This window comes from Nocardiopsis sp. N85 (genome assembly GCF_028882275.1).
GTDB classification, from domain to species: Bacteria; Actinomycetota; Actinomycetes; order Streptosporangiales; family Streptosporangiaceae; genus Nocardiopsis; species Nocardiopsis lambiniae.
Window position 1 is genome coordinate 458,574 of record NZ_JARBUT010000001.1, and the last position, 22,283, is coordinate 480,856.

Here is a 22,283-nt window from a genome sequence, read left to right on the forward strand (position 1 = left end):
CCCGCCGTTGAGAGGAATGCAGTCGCCCCTATCCGACCCCGCCCGGTGTGGTCTGTGCAACACCTGTGCCACAAAAGTGCGTCACCGGTGCTCTGGGCCGGGACGGCTCGACGGGGTTGAGTGGAGTTCACCATCCCGCAGGTTCAACGACGAGCGAAGCGAGGACCCCTGTGCCCCAAGACGCGATCGAGATCCAAGGGCTGCGGTTGCGCTGCCGAATCGGATGCAGCGGCCACGAGCGCCGCGGCCTGAGCGATGTGGTGATCGACCTGTGGATCACCACCGACGCCTCCCTGGCCGGCGACAGCGACCAACTGGCGGACGCGTGGAACTACCGCACCCCCACCAAGGCCGTCATCGCCGCCGTGGAGAACAGCGAGTTCTACACCGTGGAGGCCCTGGCCACCCGCATCGCCCACATCGTGACCGCCGACCACAGCGCCCCCTCGGTGCGGGTACGCGTGACCAAGCCCGGTGCGCTGCGCTACGCCGACACCGTTGGCATCACCCTGACCCGCACCCCCGCGGACTTCACCCCCGACACCCCGGAGGCGGTGTCCCCGTGAGCACCACCGAACTTCCCCTGGGCCCTCTGCCCCTACAAGGGCCGATCACGGACCTGGAACAGGCCGCTGCGGGGGCCGAAGCGATGCTGCATTGCCTCGGGCTGGACACCACCGGGGAATCGACCTGCCGCACCCCTGAGCGCATGGCCGCGGCCTACCACGAACTGCTGCGACCGCGCGAGTTCACCCTGACGACCTTCCCCAACGACGAGGAGTACGACGAACTGCTCGTCCAGCAGGACATCGCCTTCGTCAGCCTGTGCGAACACCACGGTCTGCCCTTCACCGGCACGGCCACGGTCGGCTACCTCCCCGGTGAGCGCATCGTAGGCCTGTCGAAGCTGGCACGGGTGGTGGAAAGATTCTCCCGCCGCTTCCAGGTCCAGGAACGCCTGACCAAGCAGATCGCCATCTACCTGGATGACCACCTCGCGCCCCAGGGGGTCGGAGTCGTCATGCGCGCCGAGCACATGTGCATGACCCTGCGCGGCGTCCAGGCCGCCGGAACCACCACTATCACCTCGTCGCTGCGAGGGCTCCTGCTCAAGGACGGCCACACCCGCACCGAATTCTTCAACCTCGCCGGGGCGCGCCGATGACCCGCGAGATGGTGATCATCGGGATCGGCTCCAACATCGACCCCGAACACCACATCACCTCGGCATTGAACTATCTGCGTTCTCACGGTCTGGATCTGGAGGTATCCCCCTGGTACCGGTCACCGGCCATTGGTTTGCCCGCAGGGGCCGAAGACTTCCTCAATCTGGCCGTGCGACTACGTCGCCCTTGGCCCCGGTCTTTGGGCGACCTCAAACAGCTCTTGGGTGAGATGGAGGTCATGCACTGCCGCACCCGCACCCTGGACGGCCGGTGGACCTCGCGCACCCTGGACCTGGACCTGCTCCTAGCCGGGGACACCATCGCCCCGACTCTGCGGCTGCCTCACCCCGACCTGGTCCGGTACGCGCACGTCGCCGTCCCCGTGGCCGACCTGATCGGTGAACACACCCACCCCGAACTCGGATGCGCCTTCACCGAACTGGCCGCACGCCTGGACACGACCGCCCTGAGGAAAGTCGAGGCGCCGACATGAGATGGCAAGCCACAGCCCTGGCGATCATGTGCGTGCCCTGCCGACGCATCGGCGGCCACTTCCACCCCACCGACGAGCTGGTGCTCGCGTCCCTGGACGGCGAGCGCCCTCATCCCGTACACGAGCTGGCCGCACTACTGCGCTCCGACCGTGCGGGCCAGCTGCGTGACCACGGTGTGGAGCAAATGGTGGTCGCCGTCGACGACCTGGCCGTGGACCGCAGCTGGATGCTTCCCCCCGACGCGCCCCCGGTGGAGCGCTTGTGGCCGCGCCTGCACACGGCCCTTGGCCGGGTGCTGAACGGCTCCGGCCTGCCGTGCCGGATCGTGCGCTGGTCGGACCTGGTCCAAACGGCCGCCTACGAAAGCCGGGTGCGGGAGATCGCCCAGGCCTGCCTGCCCGACGAACCAGAACCGCAGAGCCAGGGTCTGCACCTGGCCATGGGACAGGAGATCGCCCGGCGGCTGCGGTTCGAGCGCATCACCGGCTGTGGTGACACCCCCCAGGTTCTACGCCGCCGCGCCGCCAACCAGGTTGCGAACTACGCCGCCCAAGGCGCCCAGGTGCACACCTGGCAGGTAGGCGCCTACCTGCCCTGGACCGAACAAGAGACGACCCTGATGAGCCTGGTCGAACCCGGTTTCACCAGTCGCGTGGCCGCTCCGACCTACGGCGGGCACGCCCCCGTCACCAGTTGGGACCGGTTCCCCGACGCCTTCTCCGGCCTGGTGGCCGAGCTGCGCCTGTACGACACCGACCAACCCGACACCCCCGGCGCCGTCCGCCCCGGTCTGGCCGAAGCGGTCTTGGACGCCTTGGCCGACCTGATCACCCCCGGCACCCACGAAACAGGTCTGCGCCGGTTGCGGGCCCTGAACCAGGTGCTTTCCGCCGGTGCGCGCAACAGGAACCGGGTGGAAGAGCTGCTGGCCCGGGCCGCGACTGTGGAGCGGGCCCCGAACTGGGTCGTTCAAGAGGTCGTCAAGAAGCTGTACTGCCAGCTCACCTCTCGCTATACCGACGAGGAGGACCGCGCCGAACGGGTTCGTCACCACCGCATCGTGGCCGACCTGACCCGCGCACTACCCGTTGACACCGCCGCGCACGTGGGGTTGGCACTAACCGGATCCCTGACCGTGAACCCCCACGGTGTGTGGCATCCCTTTTTCAGTGACATCGACGTGATGCCGCTGTTCGCCACCACGCTCGCACCTGATCTGGTCGCCCGGATACGCGCGGCCTACAGCACTCCCGAACGACCCGCATGGGTGCACCTCAACGAAGGGGCCAGAGCCGGAGTCGCCGGAATGACCCACGATCCGGCCACGGGCATGTTCGTCGCCGACCGCCTTCACACCCTGACCACCCTGGAACGGGCGAAGCTGGGCCGGTTGGTGTCACCGATGCGGCATGTGGGCGGTGACAGGGAGGTGTTCGATGTTTTCGTCCGCGCTCACGCCGGCCTTACCACCACGGCCCTCTCCATGGCGGCAGGGGAGGGGACGACCGGTGACGGGTGAGCGCCGGTGGGCGTTGATCACCGGCGCCGGGCACCGAATCGGCGCCCACCTGGCCCAAACTCTCGCCTGCCACGGCTACGGGCTCCACCTGCACACCCGCACCCACGACGCCGCGCCCTTGGCCGACCGGCTGGAACGCGACCACCGCACTCCGACCGTGCTGCACCGCGTCGACCTCACCGACCGGACCGCGATCCGCACCTGGGCTCGGGAATTGGCTGCTGCGGATCACCCGCCCTCGCTGATCGTCAACAACGCCTCACCCTTCCCCAGCCCGCACGCCCTAGAAGATCTGGGGGCCCTCGACGAAGGCATCGCCGTGCACCTGATCGCCCCCACTCTGCTGTACCAGGCGCTCCCCGAACCGCAGGGCGGGCACGTCGTGCATCTACTCGACGCCCGTCTGGGCCTGTGGGACGGGCTGCGGCCCGGATATGAGCTGTCCAAACACGCCCTGGCCGCCCACACCCTTGTGGCGGCCCGCCTCCTCGCCCCTCGTATTCGCGTCAACGCTCTGGCGCCAGGCCTGGTCCTGCCCCCGCCCGGCCGAGACCGCACCCACCTGGAACACCTGGCCGCTTCCCGCGCTCCCTTGCGCGCCCCCGCTCGCCTGGACGACCTGACCGCCGCCCTGCTCTTCCTCGACCACGCTCCTTCGGTGACCGGGCAGATCTTGCATGTGGACTCGGGCGAACATCTGGGACCGCCCTGTGACCACGCTCGGCCGATCCGTCTCGCGTGACAGACTGAGAACCACCGGGCACCTACCCGGAATGAACTGCGCGAACAGTAAGGAATGTTGTGACAGGGGATATCGGAGCCGATCTCGGGCAGCGCGTCGTTGCTGCCGCGGCCGCCGCATTCGAGGTGGACATCACCGTCGAGCAGGCCGTCGTGCGCCCCTCCCAGCGAGTGGGCGTCGACTACCAGATCAACGCGGCCATGGCCCTGGCCAAGCGGCTCCGACGGCCCTCCCGCGAGGTCGCCGACCAACTCCTGGCCCACCTGCACCTGGAGCCGATGGCCGCCCGTATCGAAGTGGCCGGACCTGGATTCATCAACGTCACCCTGGACGACGCCTGGTTGGGCGCCCACACCGCCTCACTGGCCGCCGACCCCCACCTGGGCTATCGGCCTCCCGCTGAGCGGCGCCGGGTGATCGTGGACTACTCCTCCCCCAACATGGCCAAGGAGATGCATGTCGGCCACCTGCGGTCCACCATCATCGGCGACGCCCTGGTGCGCCTGCACACCTTCGCCGGTGACGAGGTGGTGCGCCAGAACCACCTCGGTGACTGGGGAACCCCCTTCGGCATGCTCGTCGAGCACCTGGTCGACGAAGGCCTCGACCAGCACGACTTCTCCATCAGCGACCTCAACGACTTCTACAAGGCCGCCCGGGACAAGTTCGACGGCGACGAGGTTTTCGCCGACCGTGCCCGCGCCCGCGTGGTCGCCCTCCAAGCAGGTGACCCCGCCACCCTTGCCTTGTGGGGCCGGCTCCTGACCGAGTCCAAACATCACATCGAAGCCGTCTACGACCTGCTCGGCGTCAAGCTCACCCCCGACGACTACCACGGAGAGAGCACCTACCAGCCGGTGCTCGCAGACATCGCCGACGAACTCACCCGCCGCGGGCTGGCCCGGATCAGCGACGGTGCCCTGTGCGTGTTCCTGGACGGTTTCACCGGCCGTGATGACAAGCCGGTACCGCTCATCGTCCGCAAGAGCGACGGCGGCTATGGCTACGACGCCACCGACCTGGCCACCATCCGTTACCGCGCCCAGAAACTCAAGGGCGACCGACTCATCTACGTGGTCGGCGCACCCCAGTCCCAGCACTTCCAGCTCATCTTCGCCGCCGCCCGGACCGCCGACTGGGTCGGCCCCGCCACCGAGACCGACCACGTCGCCTTCGGCAGCGTCCTGGGAGAGGACGGCAAGATCCTGCGCACTCGCGCCGGCGCCTCCCTCAAACTCACCGACCTACTCCACGAGGGGGTTCAGCGCGCGGCCGCGATCGTGGCCGACCGCGAAGACCTCACCGACGCCGAACGGCAGGAGATCGCCCGCGCGGTCGGGATCGGCGCCGTCAAGTACGCGGACCTGTCCACCGACCGCATCAAGGACTACGTCTTCGACTGGGACCGCATGCTGGCCATGGACGGCAACACCGCCGTCTACCTCCAGTACGCCCTGGCTCGCATCCGCTCCATCCTGCGCCGCGCCGACACGGTCCCGCAGTCCGGTTCTGCGGTCATGCTGACCGAGCCGGCCGAGAGGGACCTGGCGCTGGTGCTGGCCCGGTTCGGCGACACCGTCCACACCGCCCTGGACACCCTTCAACCACACCGCATCGCCACGTACCTGTTCGAGCTGGCCACCGCCTTCAGCGCCTTCTACGAACAGTGCCCCGTTCTCAAGTCCGACGGTGACGTGCGCGCCTCACGGCTGGTGTTGGCCGCCCACACCGCCACCGTCCTGGAACGCGGCTTGGACCTGCTCGGCATCGAGGCACCCCAGCGGCTGTGACCGGTTGCGGGACGGGTGCTCGGACGCCCGTCCCGCACACCGCACCGTTCACCCGGCGTGCGGCTCGTGTAAAGGACCAGGCCCGCAACATCCGCGGGATCCATCCACCCGAGCGTGAAGCTCTGGCGGGTCGCCGGCGGCGGCCGATCCCGCTCGGCGGGTGCGCCACAATGGGCACGTGATCGTCATCACCCGCTACTCCGTGCCCGAGGCCGACACCGAGGCCTTCCGATCCGACGCCGCTGCGGCGGTGGAGGTGCTCTCCCGCCGTCCCGGTTACCGGGGGCACCGGCTCGGCCGCGCCGCCGACGAGCCCACCCTGTGGACCGTGGTCACCGAGTGGGACGGCGCCGGTTTCTATCGCCGCGCCCTGTCGGACTTCGACGTCAAGGTCAACGCGGTGCCGCTGCTCTCGCGTGCCCTGGACGAACCGACCGCGTTCGAGATCATCACGACCGACGCCGATCCGGAAGGCCCGCCTCCTCCCGCTTTCTGACAGATTCCGGCGCGGAGGAGCCGTGCGCGCGGGGCCACCGGGTGCTCTAGCCTGGGTGGATACGGGCGCTCACCGTGGCCACTCCCGGTACCGATGGGCGGCTCCCGTTTCCCTGTACACCGAACGATGTATCGCGCACCGCGATCCACCGACCGCCAGCCGGATGGAGAGTCACCCCATGGCCGCAAAGTCAGAGGCAATGGACGCCCTGGTCAACCTCGCCAAGCGACGGGGTCTGGTCTACCCCTCCAGCGAGATCTACGGTGGGCTGCGCGCCGCCTGGGACTACGGCCCGCTGGGTGTCGAGCTGAAGAACAACGTCAAGCGCCAGTGGTGGCGTTCGATGGTGCAGGAGCGCGACGACATCGTCGGCCTCGACTCCAGCGTCATCCTGGCCCGCGAGGTCTGGGAGGCCTCCGGCCACGTGAGGGAGTTCGTCGACCCGCTCACCGAGTGCCAGTCCTGCCACAAGCGCTTCCGCGCCGACCACCTCGTCGAGGCCTACGAGGAGAAGCACGGCCACGAGCCCGCCGAGGGTCTGGCCGCGATCGCCTGCCCCAACTGCGGTGCGAAGAACTCCTTCACCGAGCCGCGCATGTTCAACGGCCTGCTCCGCACCTACCTGGGCCCGGTCCAGGACGAGAAGGGCCTGGCCTACCTGCGTCCGGAGACCGCCCAGGGCATCTTCATCAACTACAAGAACGTCGAGCAGAGCGCCCGCCGCAAGATCCCCTTCGGCATCGGCCAGATCGGCAAGTCGTTCCGCAACGAGATCACCCCGGGCAACTTCATCTTCCGGACCCGCGAGTTCGAGCAGATGGAGATGGAGTTCTTCTGCAAGCCGGGTTCCGACGAGGAATGGCACCAGTACTGGATCGACACCCGCATGCGGTGGTACCTCGACCTGGGCATCGCCAAGGACGACCTGCGCGTGTACGAGCACCCGCAGGACAAGCTGTCCCACTACTCCAAGCGGACCGTGGACATCGAGTACCGGTTCAACTTCGTCGGCAGTGAGTGGGGCGAGCTGGAGGGCATCGCCAACCGCACCGACTACGACCTCAAGACGCACTCCGAGGCCTCCGGTGTGGACCTGTCCTACTTCGACCAGGAGAACAACGAGCGCTACACCCCGTTCGTCATCGAGCCGGCGGCCGGTGTCGACCGGGCGGTGCTGACGTTCATGCTCGACGCCTACAACGTCGACGAGGCGCCCAACGCCAAGGGCAAGCTGGAGAAGCGCGCCGTGATGCGCCTGGACCCGCGCCTGGCGCCGGTCAAGGCCGCGGTGCTGCCGCTGTCGCGCAACGCCGACCTGTCGCCCAAGGCCCGCGACCTGGCCGCGCGACTGCGCCGCCGCTGGAACGTGGAGTTCGACGACGCGGGCGCCATCGGCCGCCGCTACCGCCGCCAGGACGAGATCGGTACCCCGTTCTGCGTCACGGTCGACTTCGACACCCTTGAGGACGACGCGGTGACCGTGCGCGAGCGCGACACCATGTCCCAGGAGCGGGTGTCGCTGGACCGGGTCGAGACCTACCTGTTCGAGCGCCTGCCCGGCTGCTGACCGATCGCCGCCGACGACCGCCCGTCCCCGAACGAGGGGGCGGGCGGCCGTGTGTCCGGGGGGACGAAGGCCGCCCCGGCCCCGGGGCGGCACACCCGGCCGAGGACCGTGAGGTGGCGGGCGCGCGTCCGTCCCCGGAGCGACGGTTCCGCCCGAGGGGCCTCCCGGGAGATGAGGGGGCGAGACGGCCGGACCCGGGGGGATTGGTCTCCGGCCGCCTCTTCGGCTCCCCCGATCGCACACGACCGGCGGAGCCTGCCCTCAACCTAGCGGTCGGGTACGGGCGTTACGCGGTTGTTTGTTATTGCTTGTCCTACCGCGTAAGCGAATCGTGACGCCGGGATCCGCGATCGCCGACGACGCGTCCCCGGTGTCGTTCCTCGGGCCCGACCCTCCCTCCGACACCCCGTCCTTGCATACCTAGTTCTGCTAGGGTTACGACCCCTAGCAGAACTAGGTATGGGAAGTGCGCATGCACATCGACAAGGATCTGGTCGCCGCGTCGGCCACGCCGCTCGTCCTGGGCATCCTGGCCGAGGGCGAGTCCTACGGTTACGCCATCGTCAAACGCGTCAACGAGCTCTCCGGTGGGCGGATGCAGTGGACGGACGGGATGCTCTACCCCCTGTTGCACCGCCTTGAGCGCAACGGCCACGTCCGGGCGTCCTGGCGTACCTCCGACGCGGGCCGCCGTCGCAAGCACTACGCGATCACGCAGACGGGGATCGAGGCGCTGGCCGAGCGACAGAAGCAGTGGAACGTCGTCGCCGACGCGCTCAAGCAGGTATGGGAGGTCGCCTCGCACCCCCAGGTCCCGGGGATCGCCACGACAGGGGGGATCGCCTGATGGCCGACACCGCGCGCGGGGACGTCCTGGAGGCGCAGATCGATCAGTGGCGCGGCTTCGTGCGCCGCCGCCGGGCCATCTCCGCCCCGGACGTGGAGGAGATGGAGGACCACCTGCGCGAACAGATAGCCGACCTGGAGGAGGGCGGCCTCGACTGCGAGGAGGCCTTCCTCGTCGCGGTCAAGCGCATGGGCGACCTGGACGAGGTGTCGCGGGAGTTCGCGCGCGAGCACTCCCACCGGCTCTGGAAGCAGCTGGTCCTGGTCCCCGAGGCCGATGCGGGCGGCGCGGAGCGCTGGCGCGAGCTCGGGGTGATGATCGGGTTCGCGCTCGCCGCGGGCGTGGCGGTCAAGCTGCTGTTCTCCCTGGTGGACGACGAGACCACGCTGATCCGCAACCTCGCCTTCGTGGTCCTGCCGTTCCTGGCCGGGTGGTTCGCCTGGAAGCGGCGCGTCTCCTGGCGCGTGTGCGCGGTGACGGCGGCCGTCGCGGCGGTGCCGCTGCTGGCGGTCGACCTGTACCCGTTCGCGACCACCGGGGACGTGTTCCCCTCGCCCGGGATGACCGCCGTGCTCGCGTTCACGCACGCGCCGGTCCTGCTGTGGCTGCTCGCGGGCGTCCTGCACGCGGGCGGGCGCTGGCGCTCCCACGAGCGGCGCATGGACTACGTGCGGTTCACCGGCGAGTTCGTCATGTACCTGGTGCTGATCCAGCTGGGGTCCATGGTGCTGCTGGGCCTGACCGCCGCCGTGCTCTCCCTGGTGGGCGTCGACTTCGAGCCGTTCCTGGAGGACTGGCTGCTGCCGTTCGGCCTGCCCGGGGTGCTGCTGGTGGCCGCGTGGCTGGTGGAGGCCAAGAAGAGCGTGGTGGAGAACATCGCGCCGGTGCTGACCCGGGTCTTCACCCCGCTGGCGCTCGTGATGCTGGTGGCCGACCTGGTGGTGCTGCTGGTCAACGGCCCGCTGACCACCGTGGACCGAGAGCTGCTCATCCTGATGGACGCGGTCCTGGTGCTGGTCCTGTTCCTGCTGCTGTACTCGATCTCGGCCCGCGACCCGCTGGCCCCGCCCGGGGTCTTCGACTGGCTCCAGCTGGCGCTGGTCGGGGCGGCGCTCGCGGTGAACGCGGTCGCGCTGACGGCGATGCTGACCCGGATCGCCGAGTTCGGTTTCACCGCCAACAAGACGGCGGCGCTGGGCCTGAACCTGGTGCTGCTGGTGCACCTGGTGTGGTCGGCGTGGCTGCTCGCGGGCTTCGTGCGCGGGCGGCGCCCGTTCGCGCAGGTCGAGCGGTGGCAGACGGCCTACCTGCCGGTCTACGCGGCGTGGACCGCGGTGGTCGTGCTGCTGTTCCCGCCGGTGTTCGGCTTCGCCTGACGAGGGTGTTCCCCGGCTCCGGGGGAGCCCGGCCCCGTTCGGGTCGGGCTCCCCCCCGAAGCCCCCTCGCCCGTGTCGGGTGGGGCGGGTGTCACCGCCCTCCACGGTCACCGCGCCTAGGGCGCGGAGCCCGAGTGTCGCTGGTGGTGAGCGCGGACCCTCGCCCGGTTGCCGCAGACGGAGCCGTCGCACCAGCGGCGGGCCGCCCGGGTCGCCGTGAAGACCTTGAGGCACCCCTGCCCCGCACAGGCCGTGAGGGCGGGACCGGTCACCAGGAGGTCGACCGCCGCGCGCGCCAGGTGGTGCGCGACCGCCGTCGCCGCGGACCCGTTCCCGGTCACGGCGAGCTCGTAGCGGTCGTCCCGCCGGCGCAGGGTGAGGGGGGAGGCGGCGCCGGCCAGCTCCAGGGTCCGGCCGAGCGCGGTCGCGTCGGCGGGCGCGGCGAGTGCCGTGGCGCGCAGGACCGCCTGCACCTCGTCCCGGACCGCGCGAAGGTGACGCAGCCCCTCGGAGTCCACGGCCAGGCCGATGGTCCGGAGGCCGGGCCGTTCCCCGGACCAGGCGCGCCACAGGTCCAGGTGGTCGATCCGGTCGCGACCGGCGGACGAGCGGGTGTTGGCGAACGCGACGGCCACAGGCTCAGCCCGCATGGCTCCTCCCGGCGGAACGGAGCACGGTGCGTCCCGAAGCCCCGTCCGACCACGTGTGGTCCCCGGTGAGCAGCGTCCGCCCGTCGGGGCTTCGGGTGACGCTCATGACGGCCGTACCGGTCCGTACCCGGCCCTCGGTGTCGACCTGGGAGTACGCGGCGGTCAGGCGGTCGTGTTCACGTCGCCCGACGAGGAGCCCGCGAACGACGCCGCCACCGGTGTAGTCCGCCTCGACGGTGCCCCGCCGCTCGCGGAACTCGAAGCGGGTTCCGGAGGAGACCGCGCCGGGCCGCGCGGTCTCCGCCACCTCGAACACGCGCAGGTCGAGGTCGAGTCCGTCCGTGACCGGGGGGCGGCGCAGGTCGTCGATCAAGGATCGGACGGATTCGGCGGCCTCCAGGGGGTAGCCGAGGTAGTCGAAGATTCCGCCGCGGGCGGGGTTGTCGCCGCACACGACGAACACGCCGCTGCCGGTCCGCCGCTTGACGGTCGTCGACAGCCACCCGACGTAGCCGCTGTTGTCGATCCCGGGCGGGAAGGTGCTCAGGGTGAGGCCGAACGGCTCGGGGACCTCTTCCACGGCGGGGAGGAGCGCGCACCACCCGTCGGCGTCCCTGACCGTGGCGACGGCCTTCTCGGGCGGGGCTCCCGTGAAGCGCCGGAAGCACCAGACCCCGGGGAGGTGTTCGATGTCGGTGGCGCGCAGCACCGCCCGGAGGCGGGCCTCGGACTCGACCGGCGATTCATGCGAGATGGAGACCATGCGGCCATCATAGCTAATGGGTTTTCCCATTAGAAGAGAGGGCGTGAGAAAGCCCCCGGGAGTCGTCTCCCCGGGGGCGCGCGGCCGGGCCGCCTAAGGCGTGTTCCGCGGATACTCACCCTGCCGCGCGACGCCCCGGCACGGCTCTCGCCGCGTTCTCATCGGTCGACAGCCACACCGGGATGACTCCGTCTTCGACCACGCGGCGGGCCAACGCCAGGCGTCCGGCGGGTGTGAGACGGGCGTTGGCATGGGTAGTGTGGGCCACGGAGGGCCTCCTGACTTACTTCAGGTGTTGATCTAGACAATCCACACCTATGTCGGAGGCCCTCTCTTGCTGTCAAATCACTGCCGGGCTGTACTCAACCTCTGTGGTCAGTACACCTAGACCGCGGTGTAGCTCACGAACGAGACCGCGATGTAGTGGCAGACGAACGCGGCGATGGTCAACGAGTGGAAGATCTCGTGGAAGCCGAACCACTTCGGCGCCGGGTCGGGCCACTTCAAGCCGTAGACCACCGCGCCGACGCTGTAGAGCACACCGCCGACCAGGATGAGGATCCACGCCGCCGGGTGCGTGCCCTCGACGAGCTGGGGGATGAACAACACCGCCACCCAGCCGATCGCCAGGTACAGCGCCGTGGACAACCAGCGCGGCGCGTTCAGCCACAGCAGTTTGAAGGCGACGCCGGCGATCGCGCCGCCCCAGACGAGGGCGAGCATCGCGGTGCGCAGGGTCCCCTCCAGCACCAGCACGATGAACGGCGTGTAGGTGCCGGCGATGATGAGGTAGATGTTCGAGTGGTCCATGCGGCGCAGTACCTTCTGCGCCCTCGGCGACCAACGCCCCACGTGGTAGATCGCCGACGTGCTGAACAACAGGACCGAGCTGAGCGCGTAGACCGCTCCGGCGATCATGGCGGGCACGGTGGGGGAGAGGGCCACCAGGACGATCCCCGCCGCCAGCGCCAGCGGCGCGGTGCCCAGATGCAGCCAACCGCGCAGGCGGGGTTTGACCGACTGGACGAACTCCTCCGCCGCGGACGCCGCCCGTTCGGGGACCGATCGGGTGTCCTCGCCCTCGCCCTCGTCCACCTGTGCGCCTCCGGTTCCCCGCGCCCTGTCCCTGTCGCCCACCCGTCGCCCTCCGCCACCCTCAACCGAGCCTTCGGCGCTGTTCTCGCCCCGTGGGCCCGGCACGGTGTCGGGCCCTGCCCGCAGCCTAACCTACGGGACCGTAGGTTACTTGTTGGTAGTGGTGTGTCGAGTGGCACAATACCCTTTCTGTTGGGGATGTGGGGTGCGATTGGTCGATTTCCTGTCCTCTCCGGTGTTCTGATCGATCAGAACCCGCTATGGTGCCTTCCGGGTGCCGTGACCAGCGGCGTCCCTCATCCTTGTCCTTCCCCGCGCATCGTTCGAGGTCAAGGGGTACGTGTACCCTTCCTGGACCATTGGTCTAGACCTTTTTGAAGCCCATGAGCTGCGAAAATGTCCTAAAAAGGTGGTTCATGGAAGGGTGAGCGTGCAGGAAGTAGGTAGAGTCGCGCCCATCCGGGCACCAGCGTCGACCCCACAGGGGAGTCGTCGAGCGAACGAGGGAGAACCCCCGTGGCCAAGTACGTCTACAAGTTCACCGAGGGCAACAAGGGCCTGAAGGATCTCCTCGGCGGTAAGGGGGCCAACCTCGCCGAGATGACCAACCTCGGTCTCCCCGTTCCCCCGGGCTTCACCATCACCACCGAGGCCTGCCGGCACTACCTCTCCAACGGCGGCTTCCCCTCGGGCCTGGAGGCCGAGGTCGAGGAGAACCTCAAGGAACTCGAAAAGGCCATGGGTCGCCGACTCGGCCAGCCCGACGACCCGCTTCTGGTGAGCGTGCGCTCGGGCGCCAGATTCTCCATGCCCGGCATGATGGAGACCGTCCTCAACATCGGCCTCAACGACGAGTCCGTCGTCGGTCTGGCCCGCCAGGGCGGCGACGAGCGCTTCGCCTGGGACTCCTACCGTCGCCTCATCCAGATGTTCGGCAGGACCGTCCAGGACATCGACGGCGAGCTGTTCGAGGACGCCATCGACGAGGCCAAGGCGGCCAAGGGCGTCACCGACGACCTCGACCTGGACGCCGACGACTTCCGCGCCCTCGTCGACCGCTTCAAGGCCATCGTCCACGAGCGGACCGGCCGCCCCTTCCCCACCGACCCCCGCGAGCAGATGATCCTGGCGGTCAAGGCGGTCTTCGACTCCTGGAACGCCCCCCGCGCCGTCCTGTACCGCCGCCAGGAGCGCATCCCCGCCGACCTCGGTACCGCCGTCAACGTCTGCTCCATGGTCTTCGGCAACCTCGGCATGGACTCCGGCACCGGCGTGGCCTTCACCCGCGACCCGGCCTCGGGCCAACAGGGCGTCTACGGGGACTACCTCCAGAACGCCCAGGGTGAGGACGTCGTCGCCGGCATCCGCAACACCGTCCCCCTCGCCGACCTGGAGACCATCGACCCCCACAGCTACGAACGGCTCATGGGGATCATGGAGACCCTGGAGAACCACTACCGCGACCTGTGCGACATCGAGTTCACGATCGAGCGCGGCAAGCTGTGGATGCTCCAGACCCGCGTGGGCAAGCGCACCGCCGCCGCCGCGTTCCGCATCGCCGACCAGCTCATCGACCAGGGCATGATCACCCTGGACGAGGCGGTCCAGCGGGTCACCGGAGACCAGCTCGCCCAGCTGATGTTCCCCCGCTTCGACGAGACGGCCGTCGCCGCCGGCGGAGTCCACCTCCTGGGCCGGGGCATGAACGCCTCTCCGGGCGCCGCCGTCGGCAAGGCCGTGTTCGACTCCTACACCGCCGTCAAGTGGTCCCGCAGCGGCGAGCGGGTCATCCTGTGCCGTCGGGAGACCAACCCCGACGACCTTGAGGGCATGATCGCCGCCGAGGGCATCCTCACCAGCCGCGGAGGCAAGACCTCGCACGCCGCCGTGGTCGCCCGCGGCATGGGCAAGACCTGTGTGTGCGGCGCCGAGGAACTCGACGTCGACACCAAGAACCGGCGACTGACCGCGCCCGGCGGCGAGGTCATCGAAGAGGGCGACGTCATCTCCATCGACGGCACCAGCGGCAAGGTGTTCCTCGGTGAGGTGCCCGTCGTGGACTCCCCGGTGGTCCGCTACTTCGAGGGCGAGATCGACCCGGCCTCCGACGAGGCGGACGACCTGGTGCGCGCCGTCGACCGGCTCATGCACTACGTGGACGCCGCCCGACGCATGCGGGTGCGGGCCAACGCCGACACCCCCGAGGACGCCGCCCGCGCCCGCCGCATGGGCGCCCAGGGCATCGGCCTGTGCCGCACCGAGCACATGTTCCTCGGCGACCGCCGCCAGTTGGTCGAACGCCTCATCCTGGCCGACACCGAGGACGAGCAGACCGAGGCCCTGGGCGCCCTGCTGCCGCTCCAGCGCGCCGACTTCAACGGCATCCTGGAGGCCATGGACGGTCTGCCCGTCACGGTGCGCCTGCTCGACCCGCCGCTGCACGAGTTCCTGCCCGACATCACCGAGCTGTCGGTGCGCGTGGCCGTCGCCGAGGCCCGTGGCGAGAGCCACGAGAACGACCTGCGGGTCCTCCAGGCCGTCCACAAGCTGCACGAGCAGAACCCGATGCTGGGTCTGCGCGGTGTGCGCCTGGGACTGGTCGTCCCCGGCCTGTTCACCATGCAGGTCCGGGCCATCGCCCAAGCGGCCGTCGACCGGATCCGTGCCGGCGGTCGGCCCCGCCCGGAGATCATGATCCCGCTGGTGGGCACCGTCCAGGAGCTGGAGATCATCCGCGACGACGCGCTGCGGGTGCTGCGGGAGGTCGGCGAGGAGCACGGCCTGGAGCTGGACTTCCCGGTCGGGACCATGATCGAGCTGCCCCGGGCGGCCCTGACCGCCGGTCAGATCGCCGAGCACGCCGAGTTCTTCTCCTTCGGGACCAACGACCTCACCCAGACGGTGTGGGGGTTCTCCCGGGACGACGTGGAGGCCTCCTTCTTCTCCGCCTACCTGGAGAAGGGCGTGTTCGGGGTGTCGCCGTTCGAATCCCTGGACGTGGACGGCGTGGGCCGGTTGATCCGGATCGCCGTCGAGGAGGGGCGGACCGCCCGTCCCGGCATCAAGCTGGGTGTGTGCGGCGAGCACGGCGGCGACCCGGCCTCGGTGCACTTCTTCCACAAGGTCGGCCTGGACTACGTGTCCTGCTCACCGTTCCGGGTTCCGGTCGCCCGGCTGGAGGCCGGACGCGCCGCCGGCGACCAGACGGGCTGAGCCCGGCCGGTGCCGCCGCCCGACCTTCGAAGGTCGGGCGGCGGCACGCCTGCGCGCCTCTACACTCTTTCCCTGGGACGGACACCCTCACGAAAAACTTCTGTGACCTTTTCGTGATATATTCTTGATTGCCGGTATGATCCCCGTACTTCCTCTCCGCGCACGCCTCACCGGCGGTTCCAGGACTCCGTCATCGAGAACCGGCGGCGCCCGAGGGTCGTCCCACGAAGGGTGATCTACACCGGTCCGAAGAGAGCTAGTGCGGAGGTGCGCCGGTGCGAACGGTGAACGGCGGGCGTGGCGACGAGACGTGGGAGGACCCCGCGCCCGACGCCGCGTCCTCGATTCCGGCCTCGTCCGAGGACGACGCCACCCGTGTCATGTCCCGGGACGACCTCCCGACCGTGACGCGGCGCGGCGACACCGACGAGACCACCGTCCTGTCGCGCGGACCCCTTCCCGGCGGGATCGTCCCCGACGACGACCCCGCCGGCACCCGGGCGTTCGACCGGAACGATCCGGCCTTCGACGGCCTGTTCACGGACCCCGCCACCAGCGGATCCGCCACCCCCGGGCCCCCGGGCGGCCCGGACTCCACCCGCCGCTTCGTCCACGACCGGCCCCGCGCCGCCGACGCCGTCCGTCCGACCGGCCGGCCCTCCACCGACGACCCCGGCCCCCCGCGCCGTCCACGTCCTCCGCGCGGACGGCGCCCCGCGCCCCGGCCCCGCGGGCGCCGCCGTATCCGCCTGCGCTGGATCATCACCCTGATCCTGGTCACCGCCCTGGCCCTGCCCCCCGCCACCTGGGGATGGGTCTGGTACACCGCCCGACAGGACGACCGCGTCGCCACCGACGCCATCGTCGTGCTGGGCGCCAGCCAGTACAACGGCGTCCCCTCACCCGTCTTCGAGGCCCGTCTGCGCCACGCCCAGGTCCTCTACCTCGACGGGGTGGCCCCCATGATCGTCACCGTCGGCGGCAAACAGCCCGGCGACAACTTCACCGAGGCCGCCGCCGGCCGTAACTGGCTCGTCGAGGTGGGGATCCCCGCCGACCGGATCATCGCGGTGGAGGAGGGCAGCGACACCCTCCAGAGCATCCGGGCCGTCTCCCTCGTCTTCGACGACAACGGCTGGGACGACGCCACCCTCGTCTCCGACCCCTGGCACAGCCTGCGGTCCAAGGTCATGGCCTCCGACCACGGCATCGACTCGGGCACCTCGCCGTCGCGCTCGGGGCCCGCCGTCATCGAACGCCGCACCCAGCTCTGGTACATCACCAGGGAGACCGCCTCGCTCTGGTACTACTGGATTTTCAACGACAGCAGCGACATCCGCGTCAATGCGGCCTGAACAGGGCCGATGGCGCGTTCCGTCCCTGTCGGGAAGTAGGCTCGCAGACCTATGGACAGCACCGCGGGCGCCGAGAGCGCCGTCTCCGGCTACACCCTGCACGACACCGAACGATGGGCGCGGGAGAAACGCAAGAACCGGGCCCGCGGTCCCTTCGAACGCGACCGCGCCCGGGTCCTGCACAGCTCCGCCCTGCGCCGCCTCGCCGCCAAGACCCAGGTGGTCCGGCCCGGCGTCAGCGACTTCCCCCGCACCCGCCTCACCCACTCCCTGGAGTGCGCCCAGATCGGCCGCGAACTGGGCAACTCCCTGGGCTGCGACCCCGACCTCGTCGAGGCCGCCTGCCTCTCCCACGACCTGGGCCACCCGCCCTTCGGCCACAACGGGGAACGGGCCCTGGACGAGTCCGCCGCCGACTGCGGCGGCTTCGAGGGCAACGCCCAGAGCCTGCGCCTGCTCGTCCGCCTGGAGGGCAAGGTCATCGACCCCGAGGGGCGCAGCGCCGGGCTCAACCTCACCCGCGCCACCCTCGACGCCACCGTCAAGTACCCCTGGCGCCGGGGCGAGGGCGGCGACACCCACAAGTTCAACTGCTACCCCGACGACGTCGAGGTCTTCGAGTGGCTGCGCCGAGGAGCCCCCGTCGGCCACACCTGCTTCGAGGCCCAGGTGATGGACTGGGCCGACGACGTCGCCTACTCCGTCCACGACGTCGAGGACGCACTGCACGCCGGCCTCGTCGGCATGTCCGCGCTGCGCAGCCCCGTCGAACGCGATGAGGTCGTGCGCATCGCCTCCGCCCGCTACTGCGACGCCGACCCCGCCGAACTCGAACAGGTCTACACCGACCTGCTCGCCGCGCCCGTCTGGCCCGCCGAGTTCACCGGCGACCTCGCCTCCCTGGCCGCCCTCAAGAACCTCACCAGCCAACTCATCGGCCGGTTCTGCCGGGCCGCCGAACACGCCACCCGCGCCGCCCACGGCCCCGGCCGCCTCACCCGCTACGGCGCCTCCCTCATCGTGCCCCGCCGCACCCTGCTCGAATGCGCCCTGCTCAAGTCCGTCGCCGCGCACTTCGTCATGGGCCGGGAGGAGGCCCTGGCCTACCAGGCCCGCGAACGCCTGCTCATCACCGAACTCGTCGGCGCCCTCTGGAAGAACGCGCCCGAGGCCCTGGACCCCCAGTTCCGCGACGCCTTCACGATCGCCTCCGACGACGCGACCGCCCTGCGCGCCGTCATCGACCAGGTGGCCTCGCTGACCGACACCTCCGCCATCGCCCTGCACGAGCGCCTGACCACCTGAACCGGACCCGGCAAGGGCCCTTGACGCGGTCACCGGACACTGCGCACACTGCTCTGCACGGCCGATCGCGGGCACCCGTCTCCGGGGCGCCCCGACGCGACGGCGACCGGAGGAGAGTGCGCAGCCCCTTGCCCGTACGCAGCGGTACCCCCGGCATGGTCGACGTCGCGCGTCTGGCCGGGGTCTCCCACCAGACGGTCTCCCGTGTGGTCAACGGTCATCCCGGCGTCCGGCCCGAGACCGCCGCCCGGGTCCGCGCCGCCATCACCAGCCTCGGATACCGGCGCAACGCCACCGCCCGCGCCCTGGTCACCCACCGCAGCGGTCTCATCGGCGCCTTCACGACCTCCGACATCGACACCGATCGCCTCCTGTCCGGGATCGAGGCGGCCGTGCGCGCCGCCGGCCGCACCCTCCTGATCACCGTGGTCGACCCCGACGATCCCACCGGGGTCGACCGGCTCCTGGACCGGGCCGTCGACGGCCACCTGGCCGTCGCCCCGACGTCCTCCCTGCTCGCCACCCTGGGCGCCCTGCCCGCACCGCCGCCGACGGTCATCGTCGAAGGCCCCTCACACCCCCTGGGCCCCTCGGTGGGCGCCGACCACCGAGGCGCCGCCCGCGCGCTCACCCATCACCTGCTCGACCGGGGCCACCGCACCGTGCACCACGTCACCGGACCGCCCGGATCGCACACCGCCGCCGAACGCGCCGCCGGCTGGCGCGCCGCCCTGGCCGAGGCCGGGATCGACGCCCCGGAACCCGTACCGGGCGGCACCGGCCCCGACACCGGCCACGCCGCCGGCCGCGCCCTGGCCGATCGGCACGCGGCCGGGGAACCGATCACCGCCGTCCTGGCCGCCGACGACACCCTCGCCCCCGGACTGTTCCACGCCCTCGCCGACGCGGGCCTGCACGTCCCCGACCGGATCGCGGTCGCCGGGATCGGCGACCGCCCCGAATCGACGCACCTCGCCCCCGCCCTCACCACCGTCGACACCGGCCCCCGCGCCGTGGGGGAGCGGGCCGCCCGCGTCCTCCTGGACATGGTGGAGGGCCGTGAGGGGACGGACACCACCGTTCCCGCCACGGCCCCGCGGACACGCGCCAGCACCGGTCACTGGTAACCGCGGATCTCCCGGAACACCTCCTCCAGGCTCTGCTCACGGGCGTCGAACACCCGCCCGCCGGTCAGTTCCGACAACCGCGCCATCTCGCCCTCGTCGGACTCCCCGAACAGCACCGTGAACACCGGAACCCGCGCCGCCTCCGGTGACAGCGTCCCCAGGTTCTCCGTGAACGGGGTCGGGCCCATGCCGCTGGTCACCACACCGTCGGTCATCAGCACGATCGACGTCAGATGGTCGTCCTTCGGGGCCTCTTCGACCAACTCGTAGGCCGCCCACACCGCGTCGTAGGCCGCCGTGTCCCCCTGCGCCTCCAGCGCGTTCACGGACTCCGACAGCTCCCGCAGCGAGTCGTCGATCGAACCCGGCTCCACCACGAACGTCTCCGGTTCGCCCGGTTCGGTGGAGAACGGCAGCAGCGTGATCTCCTCGCGCTCCTGGAAGGCCTGCATCCGCCGCTCCAACGACCCCCCGTCGACCCCGGTCAGCGCGCTCAGCGCGAGCTGCAACTCCGACAGCCGATCGCCCTTCATCGACCCCGACACGTCCAGCACGTACACCGTGCGCGCCGGCCGGCGCAGCTCGCTGAAGTAGTCGGAGACCAGGCCGTCCACCACGTCGCGGTGCGCGGGGAAGGGCAGCTCCACCAACGACGGCGACTCCGCGACGGCCGCCTCGGCCACGACCGGACGGCGCAGCGTCCGCTCCGCGATGTCGCGTTGGACGTCCTCCGTCAACAGGTCGGCCGTCAACAGGTCGTATCCCCGCGCCGCCTGCTCCGAGGGATCGGTCAACAGGGTCAACGGGTAATCGGCGGTGATCACACCGTCCGCCGGATGGATCAGCCGCAGCCCCGCGTCGTCCCGGTTCAACGACAGCAGCACCGACTCGTAGTTGATGAGCGCGTCCACCGGCCGTTCGTCGGCGGAGCGCGCGGTGAAGGCGTCCGCCAACCACCCCGACGACCCCGCCGTCAGCTCCTGGCCCTTGAAGAACTCCGCCAACTCCGGACCGACCCGCTCCACGTCCTCGTCGGTCAGGGCGCTCCCGCTGTCGGCCAACGCCGACGCCACCCCGATCAACGCGGAGAAGCCCGAGTTCGAGGCGCCGGGGTTGGTCATCCCGTAGGTGAACTCCGCGTCCCGCACCGCGTCGGCCACGTCCGACCACGTCACCTCGGTGCCCTCGGCCCACCCCAGGTCGTCGGCGCGCGACCCGCGCACCCCGAGCACCACGGGGGAGAGCATGATCGAGGTCTCCGTGCGCACCCGCTCACGACCGTCGTCGTGCAGGTGGAGGTACCGGTTGGAGGCGAACCAGACCGCGTCGAAATCCCCGCCGTCGCCCGACGCGATCCGCGCCAGGCCGTCCAGGGTCCCGGTGTACTCCATCTCCACCGTCACCCCGGTCCGTTCCGCCGCCTCCGTCAGCAACGGCTCCATGTCGACCAGCTCGCTGCCCGCCAGCACCCGCAGGGTCGCCCGCTCCTCGGTCCCATCGCAACCGGACACCGCCAGGGCCACCGCCAACGCGGTGGCGCACATCGCCCGCCTCACTCCGAGCCACCCCCGGTCATGTCGCGCGCCGGTCGGCGCTCCTCGGCCGCCGGCGGGCGCATGCCGTTGTCGGTGTAGGCGTCCTCGATGCCGCTCAGCAGGGCCTCCAAGGCCTCATGGGTGGGGGTGTTCACCACGTCGTCGACCCGGATGCGCACCGGCAGGTCGTGCTCGGCGACCAGTTCCTCGAAGGCGCTCCCGCCCTCGGCGCGGAATCCGTGCAGGGTCGCCGACGACCGCAACCCGGGATCGTCCGCCAACAGGGCGCCGATCGCGTCGCCCCTCTCGTTCAGGGGGACCAGGGTGTGCGCCGAGTACACGGTCGGTTCGGGGTAGAGCAGGACCACGTCGTCGGGCGGCACCGGGCCGTTCACCACGGCGTGCACGTACTGCGCCTCGTAGGCCCACAGCAGTGGCGTGTGCCCGGGTCCCAGGTCCCGGAACTGCTCGAAGGGCTGTTGGGAGGACTCGGGCGGTTGCCCCTGGGCCAGGAACAGCCCGGCCAGCCGGTCGACGATCTCCTGGTCCGGCCCGCCCGGAGGGACCACCTCCTCGTCGTTGAGCAGGTAGGACAGCACGGCCGCGTACATCCCGGCCGAGTTGGACGTACGCGGGTCGGTGGTGCGCACCAGCACCTCGTTGCGGTTTCCCGAGCCCACCGAGTCCCCGGGCAGGTCCCGCCAGCGGGTGCGCTCCTCGGTCAGCTCCAGGTACGCGGCCAGATCGAACGACCAGGTGCCGTCCTCGGCCCGGCGGGCGACCCCGGCCTCGCGCAGCGCCTCCGCCAGGGGTTCGTAGGAGAGCACCACCATCGGTGTGCTGAACATCCGGTACTCGGTGGAGATCCCGTGGACCTCCTGGATGTGATCGGCGACGATGTCCGAACCGGGGGAGACGAAATCGGCCTCGTCCACGTCCTGGGCCATCAACCGCGACCCGCGCGGTCGCACGTTCACCTCGTAGCCGAGTTCGGCGAAACGGGCCACGACCCGCTCGTCCCGGAAGAAGTCGACCTTCTCGGAACCGACGACACCGTCGACCACCACGAGGCCGCCGCCCCAGCGGTCGACCAGCGCGGCCCCGATGGCGATGATCAGGGCCACCACGACCGCGCAGGCGGCGCCGAGCAACAGCCGCTGTCGTGGTCCGGGTGGGAGGGGGATGGGGCTCACCGTGAGACTCCTCCTCGGCGCGCGAAAAAGGGGGGATCTCCCACGCTTCC

At 70.3% G+C, this 22,283-nt stretch carries 19 protein-coding genes; 14 read left to right on the forward strand and 5 right to left on the reverse strand.

Annotated elements, in window-relative coordinates; genetic code table 11:
* Positions 1–170: 170 nt before the first annotated feature.
* From PWG71_RS01865 to PWG71_RS01910, 10 genes are all read left to right on the forward strand, one after another.
* Positions 171–566, forward strand: coding sequence for a dihydroneopterin aldolase (locus tag PWG71_RS01865; RefSeq protein ID WP_274807689.1), 396 nt, complete (start codon positions 171–173; stop codon positions 564–566).
* Positions 563–1,165: a GTP cyclohydrolase I FolE gene (gene folE, locus PWG71_RS01870; RefSeq protein ID WP_274807690.1), complete on the forward strand. Its 603-nt coding sequence runs from the start codon at positions 563–565 to the stop codon at positions 1,163–1,165. Before PWG71_RS01865 ends, folE begins: the two co-directional genes overlap by 4 nt.
* Positions 1,162–1,659, forward strand: a complete 498-nt coding sequence (folK, locus tag PWG71_RS01875; protein ID WP_274807691.1) for a 2-amino-4-hydroxy-6-hydroxymethyldihydropteridine diphosphokinase — start codon at positions 1,162–1,164, stop codon at positions 1,657–1,659. The genes folE and folK overlap by 4 nt, the downstream gene beginning before the upstream one ends.
* Positions 1,656–3,179, forward strand: coding sequence for a hypothetical protein (locus tag PWG71_RS01880; RefSeq protein ID WP_274807692.1), 1,524 nt, complete (start codon positions 1,656–1,658; stop codon positions 3,177–3,179). Before folK ends, PWG71_RS01880 begins: the two co-directional genes overlap by 4 nt.
* A complete protein-coding gene (locus tag PWG71_RS01885; RefSeq protein ID WP_274807693.1) occupies positions 3,169–3,921 on the forward strand; it encodes an SDR family oxidoreductase in 753 nt (250 codons plus the stop codon). Before PWG71_RS01880 ends, PWG71_RS01885 begins: the two co-directional genes overlap by 11 nt.
* Positions 3,922–3,980: 59 nt before the next feature.
* Positions 3,981–5,711, forward strand: a complete 1,731-nt coding sequence (gene argS / locus PWG71_RS01890; RefSeq protein WP_274807694.1) for an arginine--tRNA ligase — start codon at positions 3,981–3,983, stop codon at positions 5,709–5,711.
* A gap of 178 nt (positions 5,712–5,889) precedes the next feature.
* Entirely contained in the window at positions 5,890–6,207 is a 318-nt protein-coding gene (locus PWG71_RS01895) for an antibiotic biosynthesis monooxygenase family protein (RefSeq protein ID WP_274807695.1), read from the forward strand.
* 178 nt (positions 6,208–6,385) lie between these two features.
* Positions 6,386–7,774, forward strand: a complete 1,389-nt coding sequence (locus PWG71_RS01900; protein ID WP_274807696.1) for a glycine--tRNA ligase — start codon at positions 6,386–6,388, stop codon at positions 7,772–7,774.
* Positions 7,775–8,246: 472 nt separating this feature from the next.
* Positions 8,247–8,621 carry a PadR family transcriptional regulator gene (locus tag PWG71_RS01905; RefSeq protein ID WP_274807697.1) on the forward strand — a complete coding sequence of 125 codons (375 nt, stop codon included), beginning with the start codon at positions 8,247–8,249 and terminating at the stop codon, positions 8,619–8,621.
* Positions 8,621–9,997: a permease prefix domain 1-containing protein gene (locus PWG71_RS01910; RefSeq protein WP_274807698.1), complete on the forward strand. Its 1,377-nt coding sequence runs from the start codon at positions 8,621–8,623 to the stop codon at positions 9,995–9,997. Before PWG71_RS01905 ends, PWG71_RS01910 begins: the two co-directional genes overlap by 1 nt.
* A 116-nt stretch (positions 9,998–10,113) precedes the next feature.
* Here the strand turns inward: PWG71_RS01910 and PWG71_RS01915 are convergent, their stop codons facing one another.
* From PWG71_RS01915 to trhA, 3 genes are all read right to left on the reverse strand, one after another.
* On the reverse strand, positions 10,114–10,647 hold the full coding sequence (locus tag PWG71_RS01915; protein WP_274807699.1) for a CGNR zinc finger domain-containing protein: 534 nt from the start codon (positions 10,645–10,647) through the stop codon (positions 10,114–10,116).
* On the reverse strand, positions 10,637–11,410 hold the full coding sequence (locus tag PWG71_RS01920) for a DUF6196 family protein (RefSeq protein ID WP_274807700.1): 774 nt from the start codon (positions 11,408–11,410) through the stop codon (positions 10,637–10,639). The genes PWG71_RS01915 and PWG71_RS01920 overlap by 11 nt, the downstream gene beginning before the upstream one ends.
* 384 nt (positions 11,411–11,794) lie before the next feature.
* Complete coding sequence (gene trhA, locus PWG71_RS01925) at positions 11,795–12,505, reverse strand: PAQR family membrane homeostasis protein TrhA (RefSeq protein ID WP_274807701.1); 711 nt, start codon at positions 12,503–12,505, stop codon at positions 11,795–11,797.
* A gap of 516 nt (positions 12,506–13,021) precedes the next feature.
* Between trhA and ppdK the strand changes: the two genes are divergently transcribed.
* The 4 genes from ppdK (at position 13,022) to PWG71_RS01945 (ending at position 19,505) form a co-directional block, all read left to right on the forward strand.
* Positions 13,022–15,718: a pyruvate, phosphate dikinase gene (gene ppdK / locus PWG71_RS01930; protein WP_274807702.1), complete on the forward strand. Its 2,697-nt coding sequence runs from the start codon at positions 13,022–13,024 to the stop codon at positions 15,716–15,718.
* 275 nt (positions 15,719–15,993) lie between these two features.
* Positions 15,994–17,073 carry a YdcF family protein gene (locus PWG71_RS01935; protein WP_274807703.1) on the forward strand — a complete coding sequence of 360 codons (1,080 nt, stop codon included), beginning with the start codon at positions 15,994–15,996 and terminating at the stop codon, positions 17,071–17,073.
* A gap of 51 nt (positions 17,074–17,124) precedes the next feature.
* Positions 17,125–18,378 carry a deoxyguanosinetriphosphate triphosphohydrolase gene (locus PWG71_RS01940; RefSeq protein WP_274807704.1) on the forward strand — a complete coding sequence of 418 codons (1,254 nt, stop codon included), beginning with the start codon at positions 17,125–17,127 and terminating at the stop codon, positions 18,376–18,378.
* 128 nt (positions 18,379–18,506) lie between these two features.
* Positions 18,507–19,505, forward strand: a complete 999-nt coding sequence (locus tag PWG71_RS01945; protein WP_274807705.1) for a LacI family DNA-binding transcriptional regulator — start codon at positions 18,507–18,509, stop codon at positions 19,503–19,505.
* Here PWG71_RS01945 and PWG71_RS01950 read toward each other — a convergent pair.
* Both PWG71_RS01950 and PWG71_RS01955 read right to left on the reverse strand, forming a co-directional pair.
* Positions 19,496–21,049, reverse strand: a complete 1,554-nt coding sequence (locus PWG71_RS01950; RefSeq protein ID WP_274808109.1) for a substrate-binding and vWA domain-containing protein — start codon at positions 21,047–21,049, stop codon at positions 19,496–19,498. The two genes, PWG71_RS01945 and PWG71_RS01950, sit on opposite strands and share 10 nt — an antisense overlap.
* A gap of 8 nt (positions 21,050–21,057) precedes the next feature.
* Entirely contained in the window at positions 21,058–22,233 is a 1,176-nt protein-coding gene (locus PWG71_RS01955; RefSeq protein WP_274807706.1) for a hypothetical protein, read from the reverse strand.
* Positions 22,234–22,283 lie beyond the last annotated feature (50 nt).

Bases quoted from the DNA above. Each gene is read 5' to 3' on its own strand.
- PWG71_RS01900 (WP_274807696.1), top strand. From the start codon at position 6,386: ATGGCCGCAAAGTCAGAGGCAATGGACGCCCTGGTCAACCTCGCCAAG.
- folK (WP_274807691.1), top strand. From the start codon at position 1,162: ATGACCCGCGAGATGGTGATCATCGGGATCGGCTCCAACATCGACCCC.
- PWG71_RS01905 (WP_274807697.1), top strand. From the start codon at position 8,247: ATGCACATCGACAAGGATCTGGTCGCCGCGTCGGCCACGCCGCTCGTC.
- PWG71_RS01880 (WP_274807692.1), top strand. From the start codon at position 1,656: ATGAGATGGCAAGCCACAGCCCTGGCGATCATGTGCGTGCCCTGCCGA.
- PWG71_RS01950 (WP_274808109.1), bottom strand. From the start codon at position 21,049: ATGTGCGCCACCGCGTTGGCGGTGGCCCTGGCGGTGTCCGGTTGCGAT.
- PWG71_RS01920 (WP_274807700.1), bottom strand. From the start codon at position 11,410: ATGGTCTCCATCTCGCATGAATCGCCGGTCGAGTCCGAGGCCCGCCTC.
- PWG71_RS01915 (WP_274807699.1), bottom strand. From the start codon at position 10,647: ATGCGGGCTGAGCCTGTGGCCGTCGCGTTCGCCAACACCCGCTCGTCC.
- PWG71_RS01940 (WP_274807704.1), top strand. From the start codon at position 17,125: ATGGACAGCACCGCGGGCGCCGAGAGCGCCGTCTCCGGCTACACCCTG.
- PWG71_RS01910 (WP_274807698.1), top strand. From the start codon at position 8,621: ATGGCCGACACCGCGCGCGGGGACGTCCTGGAGGCGCAGATCGATCAG.